Below are 16,635 nucleotides of genomic sequence, written 5' to 3'. Positions count from 1 at the left end.
GGCTTAGGTGGAATCCACACCACCTAGGCCCATGGTACTTAAGGCCTTCGTTAAAAGCAGCCTATCCTCAGTCCTGCAGACAATGACCGTGCCCCACACAACCTTACGAACCCTAACACCAAGCCCAACAAGCTCATCCCTAAGCCTCATAGCCTCCCCGGAATCACCCAGGGAGATCAATACGCAGGCCTCGGTATACTCATAACCATTACCATTACGAGCCCTCGCCTCATGCACATGCCACCTCCTAATACCATACCGCCTAAGCACGCCAATCACATCATCAACACTCGGCAATCTCCTCGGCTCGCCATAAAACCTCTCATAAACACCAAGCATCCTCAGAATACGCCTAGTATCCTCAATGGACACGTATAATTCGTAGCCCCATTTATTTTCTCGAATATTGGCATTTATCTCGAACTTTTGCTTTAGTAGTGCTGCTATTGCGTCTAAATACTCTTTACTTGCGGCACTCTTAGTTAAATACCATCTATTTCCCATATTATGTTTACGAATAATCAGCTCAAATCCATCAATGTCAATAGTAGGCCACTTACGATAGCCTTCGCATAGTTTACCGTATTTAATGGCTTCAAGCAGATCAAGAACTCTCTGCGTTAAGCCATACTTAGGCCATTTCCCTGCCCACTCCACAATGTCCTTAATAACCTCAGCTTTAACAGGACATACAATATAATGTTCGCTATTTCGCGCACCATGTCCTCCAAAGAACTTAGAGTCGCAATTATATAAGGTGCATAAAAACCTATTCATGAATTTAAAAATAAGTGGATCAGTTATAAATGATAAACCTATATCGAAAGCCCCACGGTTAAAATGGCCTCTAACACCATCACCAAGGTACCAAGTGAATATCGAGTCCCTAGTTAATAATCCATTTATTGAATACTTAACAAACTTTAATTGTTTTCTGAGGATTATATAATAGTGAGGATTATCCCAATTATTAAGGGTCCACTTAAGCCAATCCTTTAGCTCACTGGTAATAAGGTTATGATTTATATCTATAAGTTGGTAAATATCATCTTTGGTAACGAGATATATTGAAAATTTTTCTAAAAATTTCGCATTATCACTGATTATATGTTTAAATGAAACTGATTTTTTATTCTTACCTTCTATTAAGATCACCGATATATAATCCTTTACGTAATTCTTACCGGAGTAACTTAGTAATGTGAAGATAAACGATGTCGCGAGACTAGGGTCTGGAGTATTTATTGCTAATGCAGTAACTTTATTTTTATCACGTATCAACGTAGCATCACTAATGAAAAAGCCGCTTAATAATGGTATAGCTTTATCATTATTTATCAACGTATTGGAATCAGAAGCTATTCCAACTTTAAGGTGAATATCTGTAGGGTACATTAAAGAACCGAGTTTAGAATTTCTCACGGAATCTCTTGCATATATATTCTTAATATAATCCCAATTATTAGTTATTAATTGCCTTAATGCAGATAATAAATTATGTAATTCCTGAATATCCAGTGTTTTATCGTTATAATCATGTATTATCATTTCAATATCATTAACATAATTGGAAGAGCTATGCTCCATCATTATTAAATATGCTCAACATAATTTATAAATTACTTTCACATAACTCTCTCATTCTTCAAGATAAATTACTACGCTAAAAATAATGTAATGGAGGAAATATTTATAAATCATTACAAACATCGTGTGTATTAAGAGGGGATATGCCTTAGCCATGGGTCACTGACAAAGGCAGGTAAGGTGAGGAGTCAGACACCTAGGATTCCGCCTAAGCCTAAGAAGAATCTTATTCCTAGGAGGAGGAATAGTCGTAATTATAGGCGTTTGCTTTATAGGCTTGGTCAGGGTCAGCAGGTTTCGTAGTTTTGTTTGTTAAAAATTTGTTTTGTTTCTTTGTATTTTGTTTTCCTTGGTTGTTTCGTATAGTATTGTTGATGCGATTAGTAGTGTTGTTGTGGTGATTGTTGGGTAGGGTGTGTCGGTTATTGCGTAGTACCATTGGTCCTTAATTAGGGTTCTTGGTGTTGTTTCATACGTGGTGCAGTGGCCTAATTGACATTGTGTATAGATGATTGTGTTGTTGCTTGTGTAGTCTATGTATAGGTTTGGTCCTAGGTCTCCGCTTATTCCAGACCACGTGGACCTGGTTATCCTGGTTATTACCTTGCCGTTGCCCGCATTAACTATTATCATGGCTTCGGGTAGGCACACGTAGCCGCTCGCCGTGTATGTTAATGCGAATGGGCCCGCCAGTACCAGGAAGTAATTGCCCACTAGGTGGATTGCGCCGGCGCTGAAGGAGTATATCTCCACGGCGTAGCTCGGTGCGCACCAGGGTGGTTTGTAACTCCAGATTGCCCTGCTCACGAGTACCGTGCCATTTGAGGCCACTGTGCTCATAATCAGCGTGTTGTTGCTCATCATTAGTATTATGGCTTTGTCTCCATACGTCGTTACTGAGGTTAGGTAGCCCATTATTGGTATTGACCAGGTCTCGTTAGTCACCATGTTCGTACCACATATGCGGGGCCCACATAGGTAGATTACCGTGTCGTTTATTACGCCGTAAACCCTGGTGACACCCAGTGGCGACTTAATGAATATGCTCCTTACTACCCTGCCGTTTATCCTATTTAGTAGGTATATGCGTATTGCCTTGTTGCACGGTATGGTCATTAGCACATACTTAATGCCCTCATGGATTCCCACAACTACTGCTGAGCCATATGGGCCGCACACGTTGGTTAATGTTTGATTCCAGGCCAGCGTGATGTATGGTGGTGAGTCGCTTAGTTTGTAATAGGTTATGATCATGCTGTTGGTTGATGGTGGGAATATTAGTATATACACGTGATTATTAATCACGTTGAGTACGGCGACGTACGGCGTGGCTTCAATTGCCGTGGAGCTTATTACGTTACCCGTTAATGCGTTTATCACGGTTGCATTTATGGTTGTCTCGGCAATGATCCATTTATCAATATGGTAAACATATTGGCCGTAGGTTATGAGAAATAGATCATTATTAACTAGGGAGAAGGCAATTAACGGTGATATGAGACTGCTTGATACCACGTTCGTCATCCACAGCGTTCTGCCATTAATCATATTGACACCCTTAATTATTATTTCAGTAATTAATGTGCGAAATGATGGTGGCGAATACTCGCCATATAGAATCACCTCATTATTCCTCACAGCGATTAACTGGTACGGGCCTATACTCAGTGTCCCTATGTATGGGAATGGGCTACCGAATACGTACATATACACCAAGTAGCCTTCAAGTAAGGCCAATGCTATTATGGCGATTAGCAGTGCCTTACGGATTAACTGCCCACCCATTAATAAATTACTTGCTAGTGCAGTTTCTTATAAAAGATTGCCAATGCAATCAGTAGTGCGGTTGTGGCGAGCGCAATGTATGGTGTGTCGTTTATTAGGTAGTACCACCATTCGTTGGTTATGGCTTTGGGTGTTGTTAGGTAGTAGTTGTATTGGTGGTGGAATGTGCGTGAGTTTGGGGCGTTGTTTATTGAGTATACCACGTAGTCATTGCTTAGGTAATTAATATCCAGTGCTTGCCAGAGATTGTTAAATGAGTATGGGTATGCGTATAGGTACGCGATCCAGGCGGGTTTAGTAACGCTTATTACTACATGGCCATTGCTTAGGTTTAGGATCACTATTGATTGAGGCATGCAGCCGAATCCTCCGCCGCTGATGTACCATATTCCCTCGGGGAGTATGATTATTAGTGCGTAGTCCCTGATTGGGTATGACTTAGCCATGAATGTGTACCTAAGCCCCACCGAGCATAGCATTAGTGGCGCTGTGTATGTCCATAATTCCCTGCGAAATAGTAATGAGCCGTTGCTTGAAATGCCGTAGGCCCATATTGTGTACCCCGTGGTTGTCAGTACCAGGGCCTTATCTCCACTGACTGTTACTGATGTTACGCTGCCAATTATTGGTAGTACCCACGTTCTATTGCTAATGAAGTCTAACCCACAAATTTTACCTCCGCACTGGTAAATCAACGTGTCTCCAGCAATGCCGTACACGTCTGAGCCCACGTCAGCCCTTAGCATTAACTTACCATTACTTGCATTCAACACGTATGTGAGGGGTTTATTATTGCACGATACTGTTACTAGGACGTAGTTACCAAATCTCTTAATTCCCATTGCAACTATTGAGAGTGGTATACAGGAATTAACAACCTCAGTACGCCAAACCTCAACACCATATGGTTCCCTGCCTAACAACCTGAGGTCAATTATCGTGGTATTCACAGGCCTTAACGGATCGCTCAATGGTATTATCACCACATACACATCTTCACCTATGGCATCCATAGCCATGTAATACCTCGTTGATGATACTGCCACCAGTACTGTATAGTTAATGATCTTTCCCGTAAATATGTTAATCATGGTTACGTTAGCCACAATCGGCGATTCCTGATCATCATGTATACCCCCATAAAGACTATACGTCGCGACGAACAACTTATTACCAATTGGTATGAAGCGTATTAACGGAAGGAGACCTGGTATGTAGATGGTATCCATCCAAACATACCTACCACTGGTTATATTCACTCCCTTAAGGTTTATTGAAGCCAACGATACCTCATAAAGAACCAGTATGCCTTTATACACGCTGGCTACGTCATAATCACCATAATAACCAAGCACCTTTACGTAGGGTAATGGTGGTGCCAGTAAGTACGTGTATATTAAGTATGCATCGGTAATTACTAACGCTATAATGATCATTATTAGCAATGCCTTGGTATTGATTCGCCCAACCATTTTGAGTAATTCCTTGGGTATTCTTAAATTCTTTATACATTTATGCTCACTTAGCCATAAGTCCTTTTAAATCAGCTATCACTCCTGATTTTAAATGGGTGCATGTAGTGAGCAGTGCCTTAGGGTGTTGGGTGTTGTTAGGGATATAATTATTAATAATAATTATAAGGATTTTATTCAGTTTGCCGTGCTTTACGGCTCACTGGTTTATGGTGTGTTTGGTCCCCTTAGTGATGTGGATGTTGCGGTGTTGTTTAGGGATGGCGTTGACATTGTCGATGTATTACCCATGTTAATCAGCGACCTCGCCCTGGCATTGGGTGTTCCTGAGGATAGGGTTGACGTTGCCGTACTTAATGACCCACTACTGCCCTTTGAGGTTAGGTTTAGGGCTTTGGCTCAGGGTGTGCCCGTCTACATTGGTGACCGTGGGGTATTCATTAGGGAGGTTGTTAGGGCAATTAGTCTCTACGGTGATTACCAAGTATTTTTGAGGGTTAATGGATTTAATGAGTTGATTAAGAGGAGGATTGGTGGGCTGCGTGGGTCGATTAAGTGATTTGTTGGCGATTATTAAGAGGAATGTTGAGGAGGTTGACACCCTGGCCTCTAGGTACGGCACTGATGAGTTACTTAATGATTATGTGCTGCTGAACGCCGTGTTACATATGTTACAGGTCGCAATACAGGCATTAATCGACATGGGCTCGCACATAATGGTTGAGAGAGGGCTTAAGGCGCCATCAACGTACTCGGAGGTACCCATTTACCTGAGCCAAGCCGGTGCTATAAATAGTGATGACTCGAGGATCTTTAGAAGAATGATAGGCTTCAGGAATGTCCTAGTGCATAATTACTCGCAGGTCTCTATCGATGTCCTCCGCGAAATCCTGGCCAGGGCATTGTATAGGGATTTACTGAGGATTGCCATTAAGTTGTTTGATTATGCCGTGAGTAATAATATTGATGTTTAGGTTACTGCCTTGGCGTTAACCTTATGATTATTGTATTAGTCTCGTTAATATTCGTCGAGTAGTAATACTGCACGGTTATGGTACCAACCAAATGCGCGATCCCGGTCTTCACACTCATTGACTCCACATTCATCGTTAATTCAATGCCACTTACGTAGGCAATTACGTAATTACCAACCCTAGTAATGTTAACTATGAATTCCTGGCTGGACAGGAAAACCCTATTACTGCCGATGAACCCCTCGATAACTGGTATACCCATTATGAAAATCCTCGTATTACCATACAACGTGGTTAACCCAACCTCGTCATAAGTGAGGAAGCGTAGTAACAACCTCTCAATACTACATGCCCTATCCTCCTGAGCCACTATCCTTGATGGTATTATAATTATGGAATTACCACTGTGGGCCGCGATGCAGGTGTAATTAATGATGCTGGGCGGCGTTGTTAAAACTAAATAGGGCTTTGGATTAATGCATTATTAATGCCAAGTAGGCTTAGCGTTGGTGTTAATATTGATGAATTAATTAATAGGGTTAAGGAGGGTGGTGCTTACTTTGGTGTCGAGGAGCTCGGCGGATTTCCAATGATATTCAGAGATCGTGAACGTGAGGTTAAGGCGCTCCTTAGGGAGTTGGGTGGGGTTGGGATTGTTTATGGGCCATTGGGTTGCGGTAAATCAACATTCCTAAGGAATTTCTCGGCAGCACTTGGGGGTGTTAGGGATGATGTTATTGCCATGTATGTAAACCTTGAGGAGAGGACCCTGGCGAATTCATTAAGGACTTACGCAATTGGCTTGGGGAGTGATGTTAGGAATGCGGTGGTTAAGGCGTTTAACAGTAATATAATGCCGATAATTACTGGAACTGAGCCTGGCCTACTTGTTGGCATTAGCAGGTTTTTCTATGATTTAATTAATGAGTTGAAGGTTAGGAGGGAATTGAGGGATAAGTACGTTGTGCTGGTCTTTGATGAGCTTGATAAGCGCTATAGGGCTATGCTTAATGTGGGTGATGACGCGCAAGTTGGTTATGGCGTTGTTGAGGGTGAGGTCATGGCTTACGCGGGGGCTATTGAGGAGCACTCTAGCGTTATTTACGATAATGTCAGGGGTTTAGTCGTGATCTTCGGCTTTAGTAATAGGGTTGCCGTGGATATAGCCAGGAGGGGCGGGTCTAAGGGTGGACTTAATAGTCTCCTGCTTTGGTATCTGCCGAAGGAGGAGTTTATCGGCATAATCAATGATGTGTCTCGGAGAGCGCCGCCATCCAAGCCCATTGATGTTGAAGTGCTTTGGCAGTTACTTGGTGGTAATATTAGGGAGCTTGCAATGCTTGTGCTTAGGTATGGTTGGGACGTGAATGCCTGGTTATCAAGCACGGTAATTAGGAAGGTAAGGGACGTCATTATCCATGAAGTAAGGATTAGGAGTCTCGAAGTGAATGCGTTATTAAGTAGGGCCATTGACCCAAGCCCCAGGAATGCCTATCTACACCTTGGTGGAGATTACCTAATGCGTATGAACATCCTCATTGACATCTATGGGACAGTACTATCAGAATTGCCAAGGGAACCCTGGGTTGATAGTGATTTTGCGTACCAATTACCTGCCTACTACTGGGCTTTGAAGGCCATGATTGACAAGTCCACAGTTGATATTAACCCAGAGGACGTTATTGATGAAGTGACGGGAGGGCATAGATAAGGAGGTGGCATTGCATTGAATGTTCAAGCCTCCTCAGGTGTTTCGTACCACCTAACCCTCTCCCCAATGGCTGCCCTCATCCTCCACTTCATGCTCTTTGGTGCCCTGTCCATGGCTTCCCTAATCCTATTCAGGCTGTTTACGACCTTGTCCTTGACCTTCCCTGGCAACTCAATAGTGTTTAGGTAATTTAATGTTCTCTCTATGTTTACCGTGGTCGTCTTGTAGAGTCCCCAGTCGTCTGAGGTCAGCTCTATTATTCTGCCTAGGTCTATGGTGCCAGTGTCATCCCTATCGCCCAGCTCGAACTTGTAGAGCATGGCCACGATGTCCCTGAGATCCTTCTCATTAATCTCCCAAATCTGGAACTTAGTCATTAGTAGGTCGCTTGGTGGTATTGTTGGACTGAACCTCTCAAGCCTATCCTTAAGCTCTATTACGTGGCTCTCCCTAAAAATGTCGAGGAAAACGTCAACCCTCGTATTCATTTGCGTATCGAAGAACCTAAGCCTCTCAGCACCATGAAGCGCATTAAACCTAACATCAGCCCTTAAACCAAGTCCCTCAAAAATCCTCGTAATCCTCCCTGAGTCCCTCCTATGCGCCGCTATATCGATATCCTTAGGCTCACGTAAAAGCATGGGAACCTCAGCGTATATATCACGTACTAGGTAAACCACGGCCACACCACCAAGCAACCTACATGTTATTCGGTTACTATCGCAGGCATTAACAAGCAATAAACCCCTCTTAACCCTCTCCTCAATGGTACCTTGCGACATTGCGGTCTTACTAAATCGTTAATTTATAAAATTTTTATTTCTATGAACCATCACGCAATGTAGTCCCTTCAATTTACATTTTACAAAATAGTTATAGAAAACATGGGATATATACTATATTTACGCGGTAGAAGACTTTATTAAGCCGGGAGCATCTAATTATGAATCGGGAGGTTAAGGTGGAGGGTGACGACCAATCATCTAGTTACGAATCAATAATAAGCACAGTCTATGACGAATTAGCCCCCATCTATGAAAGAGTCTTCCTTAGGCTCTCCCAGTATTATAGGCATGTGTATAATGAGTTGTATGAGATCTTTAGGGATTACTTCGATGGGGTTAAGATACATAGTAAGGTTCTTGACCTAGGTAGCGGTACTGGCGTTTGGACAATGCTCCTCAGGAAACGTGGATATCACGTGGTCAGCTTAGACATATCCCGCGCATCACTCATTAAGTGCACCAGGTCAAGGAGGTGCAGCGACCCCGTGCAGGGAGACGCCATTAAACTGCCCTTTAGGGATGGCTACTTCGATGCCGTTATTGCCTACGGCAGCGTCTTTAATCACATCGTGAAATCCGAGGATGCATTCAGGGAGGTCTCCAGGGTTTTAAGTAGCGGTGGTTATTTACTATTTGATGTGGATAACCTAATCTGCCCCGACATGGCCTATGAGGCATTACTTGGTGGTGTGTCAATAAGGGGTTTCCTCAGGGGATTAATCAGTGGTAGGGGGCATGTGGGTTATTGGTATGGCCACGGCAATGAGGCAGTTCCACTTAGGTTCTTCACGATTAAGGAAATACTGAGTATATTGGGTAGTTATGGGTTTGAGGTGGTGGATCTTAAGGGTATTCATGTATTATCGAATATAATCCCATCCAGGATACATCAATGGGGTAATGGTAAAATTGCGAGGGTTGCATCATTACTATACACATTCGATAAAGTGCTGAGTAGGCGTACTCCATTTAAGTACGTAGCCACCACATTCCTAATTATTGGCAGGAAGTTAAACTAATTCCTTATTATGAATTAACCCTGGTATTGCTCATCAAGTCTCTTAATGGCTTGATCAATCTTCTCAATACCCTCATCAATCTGCTCCCTGGTTATTACTAATGGTGGTGCAATTATGAACCAGGACGGCCCATTAAACACATAAACACCCATGCTAAGTAGCTCAGCAGCAACTTTATCAACTGGCGTAGCCACGCCCCTGTACTTATCCTCATACGTACCGAATGGGGTCTTCCTACTATCCTTAATGAACTCAATGGCCCAGAACAAACCAACACCCCTAACGTCACCAATACTCCTGTGCCTCTCCTTCAACTCCTCAAGCCTCTTCGCAAGGTACTCACCCATTGCCCTAACATGACTCAGTAAGTCAAGCCTCCTGTACTCCTCAATAACCGCTGGTATCGCCGCAAGGGAGACAGGGTGGGCCTCAAATGTATGGCCATGCGCGAAGAACTCATCCTCAAAGTAATCCGCGATCTTCCTACTCACCGCCGTTATCCCGATGGGTACGTATGAGGCCGACGCACCCTTAGCCGTTGTTAGTATGTCCGGCCTAACACCCCACAGATTCACCGCCCACCAGTCACCGACACGGCCCCACCCAGTCATGACCTCATCAGCAATGAACAAGACATCATTCTCCTCAGCAATCCTCCTAAGTGTTGGTAGGTACTCCTTGGGTGGCACAACAACACCGTTGGTACCTGTGATTGGTTCGATGAGTATCGCGGCCACATTCCTCTCATTCTTAATGACGTAATCCACGTAATTGACACAGGCCAAGCCGCATTCAGGGTACTTAAGGCCGAGTGGGCACCTATAGCAGTACGGCTCGGGCACCCTGACAACGCCATGCATGGTGTGTGGCTCAATGAACCAACGCCTATAGTCGCCCGTCATGGATATTGACGCAAATGTGGAGCCGTGATACGACCTATACCTAACAATTATCTTATAGGCGGGCCTCTTAAAGAGCCTGGCAATCTTAACAGCGGCTTCGTTGGCCTCAGTGCCGGACGTTGAAAAGAAGAACTTAGTTAAGCCCTCAGGCATTATCCCAAGCAACGCCCTGGCAGCCCTAGCCCTCGCCTCAGTCGCGAAGGCAGGCGATATGTACTGCAGCGCCTCTAATTGCCTCTTGATCACATTAATCACGTTCTCATTACCATAACCAAGATTAACATTGACAAGCTGCGATGAGAAGTCCAGGTACCTCTTACCCTGTGAATCATAGAAATACACGCCCTCAGCCTTAACGATATTCATAGGCTCCCAACCCCTCTGCCTACGCCAAGTGCCGAATAAGTGCTCACGAACGACCTTACTAACATCCTCACTGCTCATATGTATTCATTATTAGAATATATTAATAAATTTTATTGTGGAATTCTTAAATTTTTTACTAACAAATTAACATTAACATAGAATTTTTAATAAAATACTTAAATGATCATGCTGGTAGGAATGTTGGGTTCTTATCCGTTGCAGGCTTTATCGACTCATCGCTCAATACAGCCCTTATATGCTTTGGCAATACGAAAATTGCCCTATGTATATCACCCTCGTAGAACTTAAGTTCACCACTTATTCTCTCCCTAATTCTATTATTAACTTCGTCTGGCGTTAGTATTGCTGGGTCGTATTTCTTAGACCCGATTACGAAACCCCACGTACTGTCGTACGAATGCATATAGACCTGGTAAGCCCTGGTTATTGGAAATACCGAGGCTACGGTCCTATAGATCGTTGCGAATGTCCTTAATGAGTATGAGGTTGATGTTGCCTGGGTCACCATTATACCATCATCACTCAGCCTATCCCTAACAATGCTGTAAAACTCAATGGTATATAGTAGGTATGATGGCCCACCCTCAAGTGGGTCTGTCAGGTCTAGTATTATCACGTCGTACTTATCCCCTGACTCCTCAAGGAACTTCCTACCATCCTGAAGTATGAGCTTAAACCTTGGATTGTCAAATACACCCTGGCTCATCTCAGGTAGGTACTCCTTAACGAGTCTGACTACTTCATCATCAATATCAACCATGATCACCTTCTCAACACTCCTATGCTTAAGTACTTCCCTCGCCGTAGCACCCTCACCACCACCGAGAATAAGCACCCTCCTTGGATTTGGATGAGTAATCATTGCTGGGTGAACGAGCGATTCGTGGTAAACAAACTCATCATATAATGAACTCTGTATCTTACCATCAAGCACCAACGCCTTACCCAAGTCCTCAAACTCGACAATGGCAACCCTCTGATACTTAGTCACGCCACTATACAAAACCCTCCTAATACCCCTAACATGGTAACTAAATGGCGTATTAAACTCAATGAACCACGTACCCTCCTTACTCACCTTCTCAAGACTCATCATGCGAATTACCACGCTCGACTTTTAAGCATTTTTAGCATTCATTCGCCAAGTATTTTCTCGTATCAAGGCTTAAAATCACCATATAATAACGCTTCCACCGCTGATTAGGTGCCCACTTCAAAGACGAATTATTTAATTATGAAGTTGGTGCGGGGGGTGGGATTCGAACCCACGCAGGCCTTCGCCAGCGGATCTTAAGTCCGCCCCCTTTGACCAGGCTCGGGCACCCCCGCAGGTTTAGTTTACTTTTCACGGTCTTTTTAACTTTTTTGTTTCGACCTTCGTTGCTCTTGCTGGGTCTTCATGGCTATGTTCATTTATTTATTTTCATATATTCTTGTTCAAGTATAGTTTGTCAAGGGGTTAGGCAAAAAATGCATTTTTATAAAGGTATAAATTTCGAGGTTTCATAATTTCCCGGTTATGGGTAAGGTCGTGGATGTTAATGTGGCATTAGACGTTATTAGGGATGGTGATGTTATTGCGGTTTCTGGCTTTAATATGGCTACAACCCCTGAATACCTACTTATTAGGCTTTATGAGAGGTATAAAGAGACGGGGCATCCGCGTGACCTATTCATAGTCACCGACACATTACCTGCGTCTAGGGGGCGTGCGCTGGATTTGATTGCTGAGCGCATGATTAGGGATAATGACTTTGGCTTCATTAGGGGCTTCATGATAACATTCTTTGGTGTAGCCCCATCGCTGCAGAGACTGGTTATTGAGAATAGGGTTGAGGCTTACTCGTTCCCGATTGGCGTGGCGACTAGGTGGTTTAGGAGCGTGGCCTCTGGCGTGCCCACCATTACCAAAGTTGGGCTTGGCACGTTCCTCGACCCCAGGCAGGACGGTATTTATCTAAATGGCCTGGCGAGGGAGAGGAGGACGTGTAGGGTTGAGTTAATTAGCATTAATGGTGATGAGTACCTACTCTACGACTGTCCAAAGCCTAGGGTTGGCTTAATTAGGGGTAGTACGGCTGATGAGTTCGGTAACCTAACAATGAGTGAGGAGGCTATTTACGGCTCGGTACTGGCCATTACCCAGGCCGTTAAGGCCCAGCCCAACCCAGGCGTTGTGATTGCCCAGGTTCTTTACGTGAGTAGGTTTGTCAATCCCAGGGATGTCCATGTGCCAGGCCCGTTAATTGATTACATCGTTACCTCACCGCCCGAATACCACACCCAATCAGCCAGTGTTAGGTATGACCCAAGCATTTGCGGCCGCGTTGTAGTTAGTAACGCGTGTTTGCCCAATAATGATAAGCCTAACTTTGAGTATGTAATAGCCAGGAGGGTCGTGCTTGAGTTCGTGAGACTCATAGAGAAGTTGGGTAGGCCGATAGCCGTTAACCTCGGCATTGGAATACCCGCCCTAGTTGCGAAGATCATAAGGAGTGAGGGCGTTGACGACTACATAGTCACTACCGTCGAGTCAGGGCCCTGGGGTGGAATTGCACTTAGTGATGATGACTTTGGCGTTGCGATATCGCCTAAGGCAATATTACCAATGCCGGACCAATTCATAATGTATGAGGGCGGCATAATAGACGCGGCATCGCTGGGCTTCATGCAGGTTGGGCCCAACGGGGATGTGAATCCGAGCTTCCTGCCTGAGAGGGTCACGGGACCTGGCGGGTTCCCGGTAATTGTCCATGGTTCGCCAAGGCTTTACTTCGCGGGGGCGTTTACGGCTGGTAAGAGGGATATAGCGGTCGTGAATGGTAGACTGACTATAATTAGGGATGGACAAATAATCAAGTTTATTAAAAAGCCCTATAAGGTTGGCTTCAACGCAGAGCTTGGCCTTAAGATGGGTAAGGAGGTCCTTTATATAACCGAGAGGGCGGTGTTTAGGCTAACGGGTGAGGGATTAGTGCTTGAGGAGTACGCGCCTGGTGTTGACATCGAGAGGGATATACTGGCTAAGATGGAGTTTGAGCCAATAGTTTCGAGGCACCTACAGCCAATGGATGATGCCGTATTTAGGGATGGGCCCATGGGCCTGCTGGAGGTGGTTGAGAAGGCTGTTAGGCGTTGATGATGGCGTAACCGATTATCCTTGGTCTCCTGGGCTTGGCGTTTACGTTTACTATCAATGCCCTACCACTGGCCATGGGTAATTCCCTGGTTAGGGTGATGCCATTACCCTCGATCTTGCCCATGACCTTAATGCCATTGAATATCACGTGAACCTCCCTGGCATCATCACTCCACCTAAACCTTGTAAATCCATTGATGGAGTTCGTGAACCTGGTGCCCGGCCTAATGAGTGCCTGTATACCCTCAATATCCTCTAGCCTTACATTCCTAAGTGCCAAGCCAACACGTGTGCCTGGCATTACTGAGTCCTGGTCCTCATCAAGGACCTGAATACTCCTAACCTCAACCTCCAGGTTCATTGGGTAGGCAATGAACTTATCATGAATTGATACCTGGGTTAATGCGTAACCAAGCACAACAACGCCGACGCCCTTAACATTGAATGCCCTATCAACATACACAAGACCCCTATCGGGGACCTCAACATCAAACTCCCTAAACTCTGAGATGAACCTGGAAATGCCCAGCTCGCCGAAGTACTTCATGAATAGGTTTGTATCATCCGCAAGAACCACGCCGGGTATCCCAGAGGCCTCAAGAAGTAGTGCCTTCTCGCCGTCGAGCCAGGTAACCTCATTATTAACCCTGAAGTAGAAGGAGCTCGATATTGATAGGGCTATGGCCTCATCAAGTACGCTATTTGGGCTTGGTATTAAAATGCTTCGGACAAGCTCACCAACCTTCCTATAATAAACCCTCTCCTCACCCCTATCCCTCTTGCCTAACATTGACGCTACCCTGAAGGCCTCCTGCTCGTTGGTTGATAATACCGTTATGATGCTCCCTCGAAGCACGAGGCTGCGCTTAGGGAATTACCGTTTTTAAACCTATCGTATTAATTAAGTAAAATGATCATGGGGGCAGGATGTTAATGATATCGCCGGCTATCTCAGCGAGCCCAAGCTCCTCGACAGTCCTCCTCCTCGGGTAACCGGTGCTCGGGTCCCAACCAAGCGTCTCCCAGTACTGCTCCCTCATCCTCTCCACATCCTCCTCAGTCAACTTAACGCCGGCGAGTGGCCCCTCTGGAAATGGCTCGAGAACCCTCCTTGGCAGCTTGAAGTCCTTCTTCGGGTTAACGCCCTCCCTAACATTGAATAACTGCCTAAGCGTGTGTATTCTATGGCCAACCTTAAGCAACTCCTGCGGTGTATACTTCATGCCCGTGACCGCGTATATCAGGTCTATGTACGGTAACGTCCTATAAATCACCTGGGAAGCAAACTGGCAGAAGCCTAGGGAGTTCTCCACCTGCGTTGACATGGCTATTATGGCCGCCTTGCGACCCTTATCACCATAGTCATACTTAGGCGACGCGCCCAGGTCCAGGCCTACGTCGAAGGGCGCCCAAAGCCTCTTACCACCCTCACCCCACCAATGAACACCACCAGCCGTGTGCCTAGCCGGTGTTGGATCAGCCGTGTACGTAATGGCCAGCCCAGGCAGGAACTGTGGGTGATGCGCCGGTAGTTCCTGACCACCAACATGCATTGCGTACTGCTCGGCGCCCCTGCCAATAATCTCGGCAGCCCTCTTAACGCCTTGACCAAGTACCTTACCAATGCTCTCCGCCTTACCTATTAACTCAACGAGCTTGACTACAGCATCAGGATCACCCCACCTGAGTGGGAAGCCAACATCCTTCTCAGTCAGTATCCCCTTTTCGTATAACTCAAAGGCGAAGCCCACGACATTCGCGGTCGAGATAGTGTCAAGCCCATACATATTGCAGAGCTCGCCCACGTAAACCACGGAATCCTGATCTGCGTTTAGGAGTGCTGGTCCGAAGAGTGATGCGGTTTCGTACTCAAGCCTATGGCCCATGTCGACTAGGCCGTACCTGGTGTTCCTCCTAATCCACGCGCCGCAGGACACTGGGCAGCTGGCGCAGCCGTAGGGCTTAATGTTGTCTTGGATTACCGTGTTCGTCCCAAACCTCTCCAGGTTCTTGGTCCCATAATCCCTAACACCAATGCCTGCCCAATTCTTGATTGGTGTATCGCCAGATAGTACGCTGGTGTCCAGTGTGGATATTGTGCCATACTTATGCCAGATCTCGTAGGCCCTAGCCCTCGTCGTCTTTAGGGCGTCGAGCATCTCCTTAATCTTTTGCCTAAGTAGGTCCCTATCATGTATCTCCGGCTTCTTATCACCAACCGCGACTATTGCCTTCAACTTCTTACTACCCATAACGGCGCCAAGCCCAGACCTGCCGTAGGCCCTACCATACTCATTAATGATGGCGGCAATCAACTGGAGCCTCTCGCCAGCCGGGCCAATACTAACCACCTGAGCACCCCTGTACCTGCGCCTTAACTCATCCTCAGTCTCCCTTGTGTTCCTGCCCCAGAGGTCCGAGGCACTCTCTATGTGTATATCACCATTATCAATCAATATATAGACGGGCTTCTCGGAGACGCCGGTGACGAATATGGCGTCCAACCCGGCCTCCAGCAACTTAGGCCCAAACCTACCACCAGCGTTTGAGTCGCCCCACCCGCCAGTTAGTGGTGATTTGCCAACGGCCATGGACCTACCAGTCATTGGAATACCACTGGCGTTTAGTAGGCCGGATATTATGCCAAGTATGTTGTCGGGACCCAGTGGGTCAACCCTGGGCTTCATGTGGGTGTATAGGAACCAGACGCCTAGCCCATAACCACCCAGGAAATTCCTGTAAACCTCATCGGGCACCTGAATCTTCTTGATCTCGCCCGTCGAGAGGTTGACAAAGCCCACAACCCCATTAACACCCTTAATGGTCACGATAATGCACTCAACAGTCTACCTTTAAAGTTAAACCCAGAGGTTT

The 16,635-nt window shown here is 45.6% G+C and carries 15 protein-coding genes and 1 tRNA gene; 6 read left to right on the top strand and 10 right to left on the bottom strand.

What is annotated here, in order from left to right; genetic code table 11:
• Nucleotides 1-3: 3 nt before the first annotated feature.
• On the bottom strand, nt 4-1,590 hold the full coding sequence (locus tag VDIS_RS02480) for a hypothetical protein (protein ID WP_013335633.1): 1,587 nt from the start codon (nt 1,588-1,590) through the stop codon (nt 4-6).
• Between the two features lie 138 nt (nt 1,591-1,728).
• Between VDIS_RS02480 and VDIS_RS12575 the strand changes: the two genes are divergently transcribed.
• Nucleotides 1,729-1,890 carry a 30S ribosomal protein S30e gene (locus tag VDIS_RS12575; RefSeq protein WP_013335632.1) on the top strand — a complete coding sequence of 54 codons (162 nt, stop codon included), beginning with the start codon at nt 1,729-1,731 and terminating at the stop codon, nt 1,888-1,890.
• Between the two features lie 9 nt (nt 1,891-1,899).
• Here VDIS_RS12575 and VDIS_RS02475 read toward each other — a convergent pair whose 3' ends face one another.
• Complete coding sequence (locus VDIS_RS02475) at nt 1,900-3,372, bottom strand: hypothetical protein (protein WP_013335631.1); 1,473 nt, start codon at nt 3,370-3,372, stop codon at nt 1,900-1,902.
• 14 nt (nt 3,373-3,386) lie between these two features.
• Nucleotides 3,387-4,844 carry a hypothetical protein gene (locus VDIS_RS02470; protein WP_013335630.1) on the bottom strand — a complete coding sequence of 486 codons (1,458 nt, stop codon included), beginning with the start codon at nt 4,842-4,844 and terminating at the stop codon, nt 3,387-3,389.
• A 94-nt stretch (nt 4,845-4,938) separates the two neighbouring features.
• On the opposite strand from VDIS_RS02470, the gene VDIS_RS02465 reads away from it, so the two are divergent.
• Together VDIS_RS02465 and hepT are read left to right on the top strand one after the other, a co-directional pair.
• Nucleotides 4,939-5,403 (top strand): nucleotidyltransferase domain-containing protein, encoded by a 465-nt coding sequence (locus tag VDIS_RS02465; RefSeq protein WP_013335629.1) that lies wholly within the window; start codon nt 4,939-4,941, stop codon nt 5,401-5,403.
• Nucleotides 5,387-5,818: a type VII toxin-antitoxin system HepT family RNase toxin gene (gene hepT, locus VDIS_RS02460; RefSeq protein ID WP_148678185.1), complete on the top strand. Its 432-nt coding sequence runs from the start codon at nt 5,387-5,389 to the stop codon at nt 5,816-5,818. Before VDIS_RS02465 ends, hepT begins: the two co-directional genes overlap by 17 nt.
• 1 nt (nt 5,819) lies before the next feature.
• On the opposite strand, the gene VDIS_RS02455 is transcribed toward hepT, so the two are convergent.
• Nucleotides 5,820-6,188: a hypothetical protein gene (locus VDIS_RS02455; protein ID WP_013335627.1), complete on the bottom strand. Its 369-nt coding sequence runs from the start codon at nt 6,186-6,188 to the stop codon at nt 5,820-5,822.
• A 117-nt stretch (nt 6,189-6,305) separates the two neighbouring features.
• Between VDIS_RS02455 and VDIS_RS02450 the strand changes: the two genes are divergently transcribed.
• Nucleotides 6,306-7,529 (top strand): ATP-binding protein, encoded by a 1,224-nt coding sequence (locus VDIS_RS02450; protein ID WP_013335626.1) that lies wholly within the window; start codon nt 6,306-6,308, stop codon nt 7,527-7,529.
• Nucleotides 7,530-7,552: 23 nt separating this feature from the next.
• Here the strand turns inward: VDIS_RS02450 and VDIS_RS02445 are convergent, their stop codons facing one another.
• On the bottom strand, nt 7,553-8,311 hold the full coding sequence (locus VDIS_RS02445) for a nucleotidyltransferase family protein (protein WP_013335625.1): 759 nt from the start codon (nt 8,309-8,311) through the stop codon (nt 7,553-7,555).
• Between the two features lie 161 nt (nt 8,312-8,472).
• Between VDIS_RS02445 and VDIS_RS02440 the strand changes: the two genes are divergently transcribed.
• On the top strand, nt 8,473-9,333 hold the full coding sequence (locus VDIS_RS02440) for a class I SAM-dependent methyltransferase (protein WP_013335624.1): 861 nt from the start codon (nt 8,473-8,475) through the stop codon (nt 9,331-9,333).
• Nucleotides 9,334-9,347: 14 nt separating this feature from the next.
• Here the strand turns inward: VDIS_RS02440 and VDIS_RS02435 are convergent, their stop codons facing one another.
• From VDIS_RS02435 to VDIS_RS02425, 3 genes are all read right to left on the bottom strand, one after another.
• Entirely contained in the window at nt 9,348-10,679 is a 1,332-nt protein-coding gene (locus VDIS_RS02435; RefSeq protein ID WP_013335623.1) for an aminotransferase family protein, read from the bottom strand.
• 106 nt (nt 10,680-10,785) lie between these two features.
• Nucleotides 10,786-11,715 (bottom strand): polyamine aminopropyltransferase, encoded by a 930-nt coding sequence (gene speE, locus VDIS_RS02430; protein ID WP_013335622.1) that lies wholly within the window; start codon nt 11,713-11,715, stop codon nt 10,786-10,788.
• A 148-nt stretch (nt 11,716-11,863) separates the two neighbouring features.
• Nucleotides 11,864-11,951: transfer RNA gene (locus tag VDIS_RS02425), tRNA-Leu, on the bottom strand.
• A gap of 190 nt (nt 11,952-12,141) precedes the next feature.
• On the opposite strand from VDIS_RS02425, the gene VDIS_RS02420 reads away from it, so the two are divergent.
• The gene (locus VDIS_RS02420) at nt 12,142-13,761 is read left to right on the top strand and encodes an acyl CoA:acetate/3-ketoacid CoA transferase (RefSeq protein WP_013335621.1); all 1,620 of its coding nucleotides are present in this window, start codon (nt 12,142-12,144) and stop codon (nt 13,759-13,761) included.
• Here VDIS_RS02420 and VDIS_RS02415 read toward each other — a convergent pair.
• Together VDIS_RS02415 and VDIS_RS02410 are read right to left on the bottom strand one after the other, a co-directional pair.
• Entirely contained in the window at nt 13,751-14,617 is an 867-nt protein-coding gene (locus VDIS_RS02415; RefSeq protein WP_013335620.1) for a translation elongation factor, read from the bottom strand. The two genes, VDIS_RS02420 and VDIS_RS02415, sit on opposite strands and share 11 nt — an antisense overlap.
• Nucleotides 14,618-14,675: 58 nt before the next feature.
• Nucleotides 14,676-16,589 (bottom strand): aldehyde ferredoxin oxidoreductase family protein, encoded by a 1,914-nt coding sequence (locus VDIS_RS02410; protein ID WP_013335619.1) that lies wholly within the window; start codon nt 16,587-16,589, stop codon nt 14,676-14,678.
• Between the last annotated feature and the right edge of the window lie 46 nt (nt 16,590-16,635).

The organism is Vulcanisaeta distributa DSM 14429, from assembly GCF_000148385.1.
Taxonomy (GTDB): domain Archaea; phylum Thermoproteota; class Thermoprotei; order Thermoproteales; family Thermocladiaceae; genus Vulcanisaeta; species Vulcanisaeta distributa.
Note: the sequence above shows the minus strand (reverse complement) of the source record. Positions and strands in the feature narration are given on the sequence as shown.

Excerpts from the sequence above, each read along its gene's own strand:
- VDIS_RS02435 (WP_013335623.1), bottom strand. The coding sequence starts at position 10,679 with ATGAGCAGTGAGGATGTTAGTAAGGTCGTTCGTGAGCACTTATTCGGC.
- VDIS_RS02475 (WP_013335631.1), bottom strand. The coding sequence starts at position 3,372 with ATGGGTGGGCAGTTAATCCGTAAGGCACTGCTAATCGCCATAATAGCA.
- VDIS_RS02465 (WP_013335629.1), top strand. The coding sequence starts at position 4,939 with ATGGGTGCATGTAGTGAGCAGTGCCTTAGGGTGTTGGGTGTTGTTAGG.
- VDIS_RS02445 (WP_013335625.1), bottom strand. The coding sequence starts at position 8,311 with ATGTCGCAAGGTACCATTGAGGAGAGGGTTAAGAGGGGTTTATTGCTT.
- VDIS_RS02440 (WP_013335624.1), top strand. The coding sequence starts at position 8,473 with ATGAATCGGGAGGTTAAGGTGGAGGGTGACGACCAATCATCTAGTTAC.
- speE (WP_013335622.1), bottom strand. The coding sequence starts at position 11,715 with ATGAGTCTTGAGAAGGTGAGTAAGGAGGGTACGTGGTTCATTGAGTTT.
- VDIS_RS02450 (WP_013335626.1), top strand. The coding sequence starts at position 6,306 with ATGCCAAGTAGGCTTAGCGTTGGTGTTAATATTGATGAATTAATTAAT.
- VDIS_RS02470 (WP_013335630.1), bottom strand. The coding sequence starts at position 4,844 with ATGGTTGGGCGAATCAATACCAAGGCATTGCTAATAATGATCATTATA.
- VDIS_RS02420 (WP_013335621.1), top strand. The coding sequence starts at position 12,142 with ATGGGTAAGGTCGTGGATGTTAATGTGGCATTAGACGTTATTAGGGAT.
- VDIS_RS02480 (WP_013335633.1), bottom strand. The coding sequence starts at position 1,590 with ATGATGGAGCATAGCTCTTCCAATTATGTTAATGATATTGAAATGATA.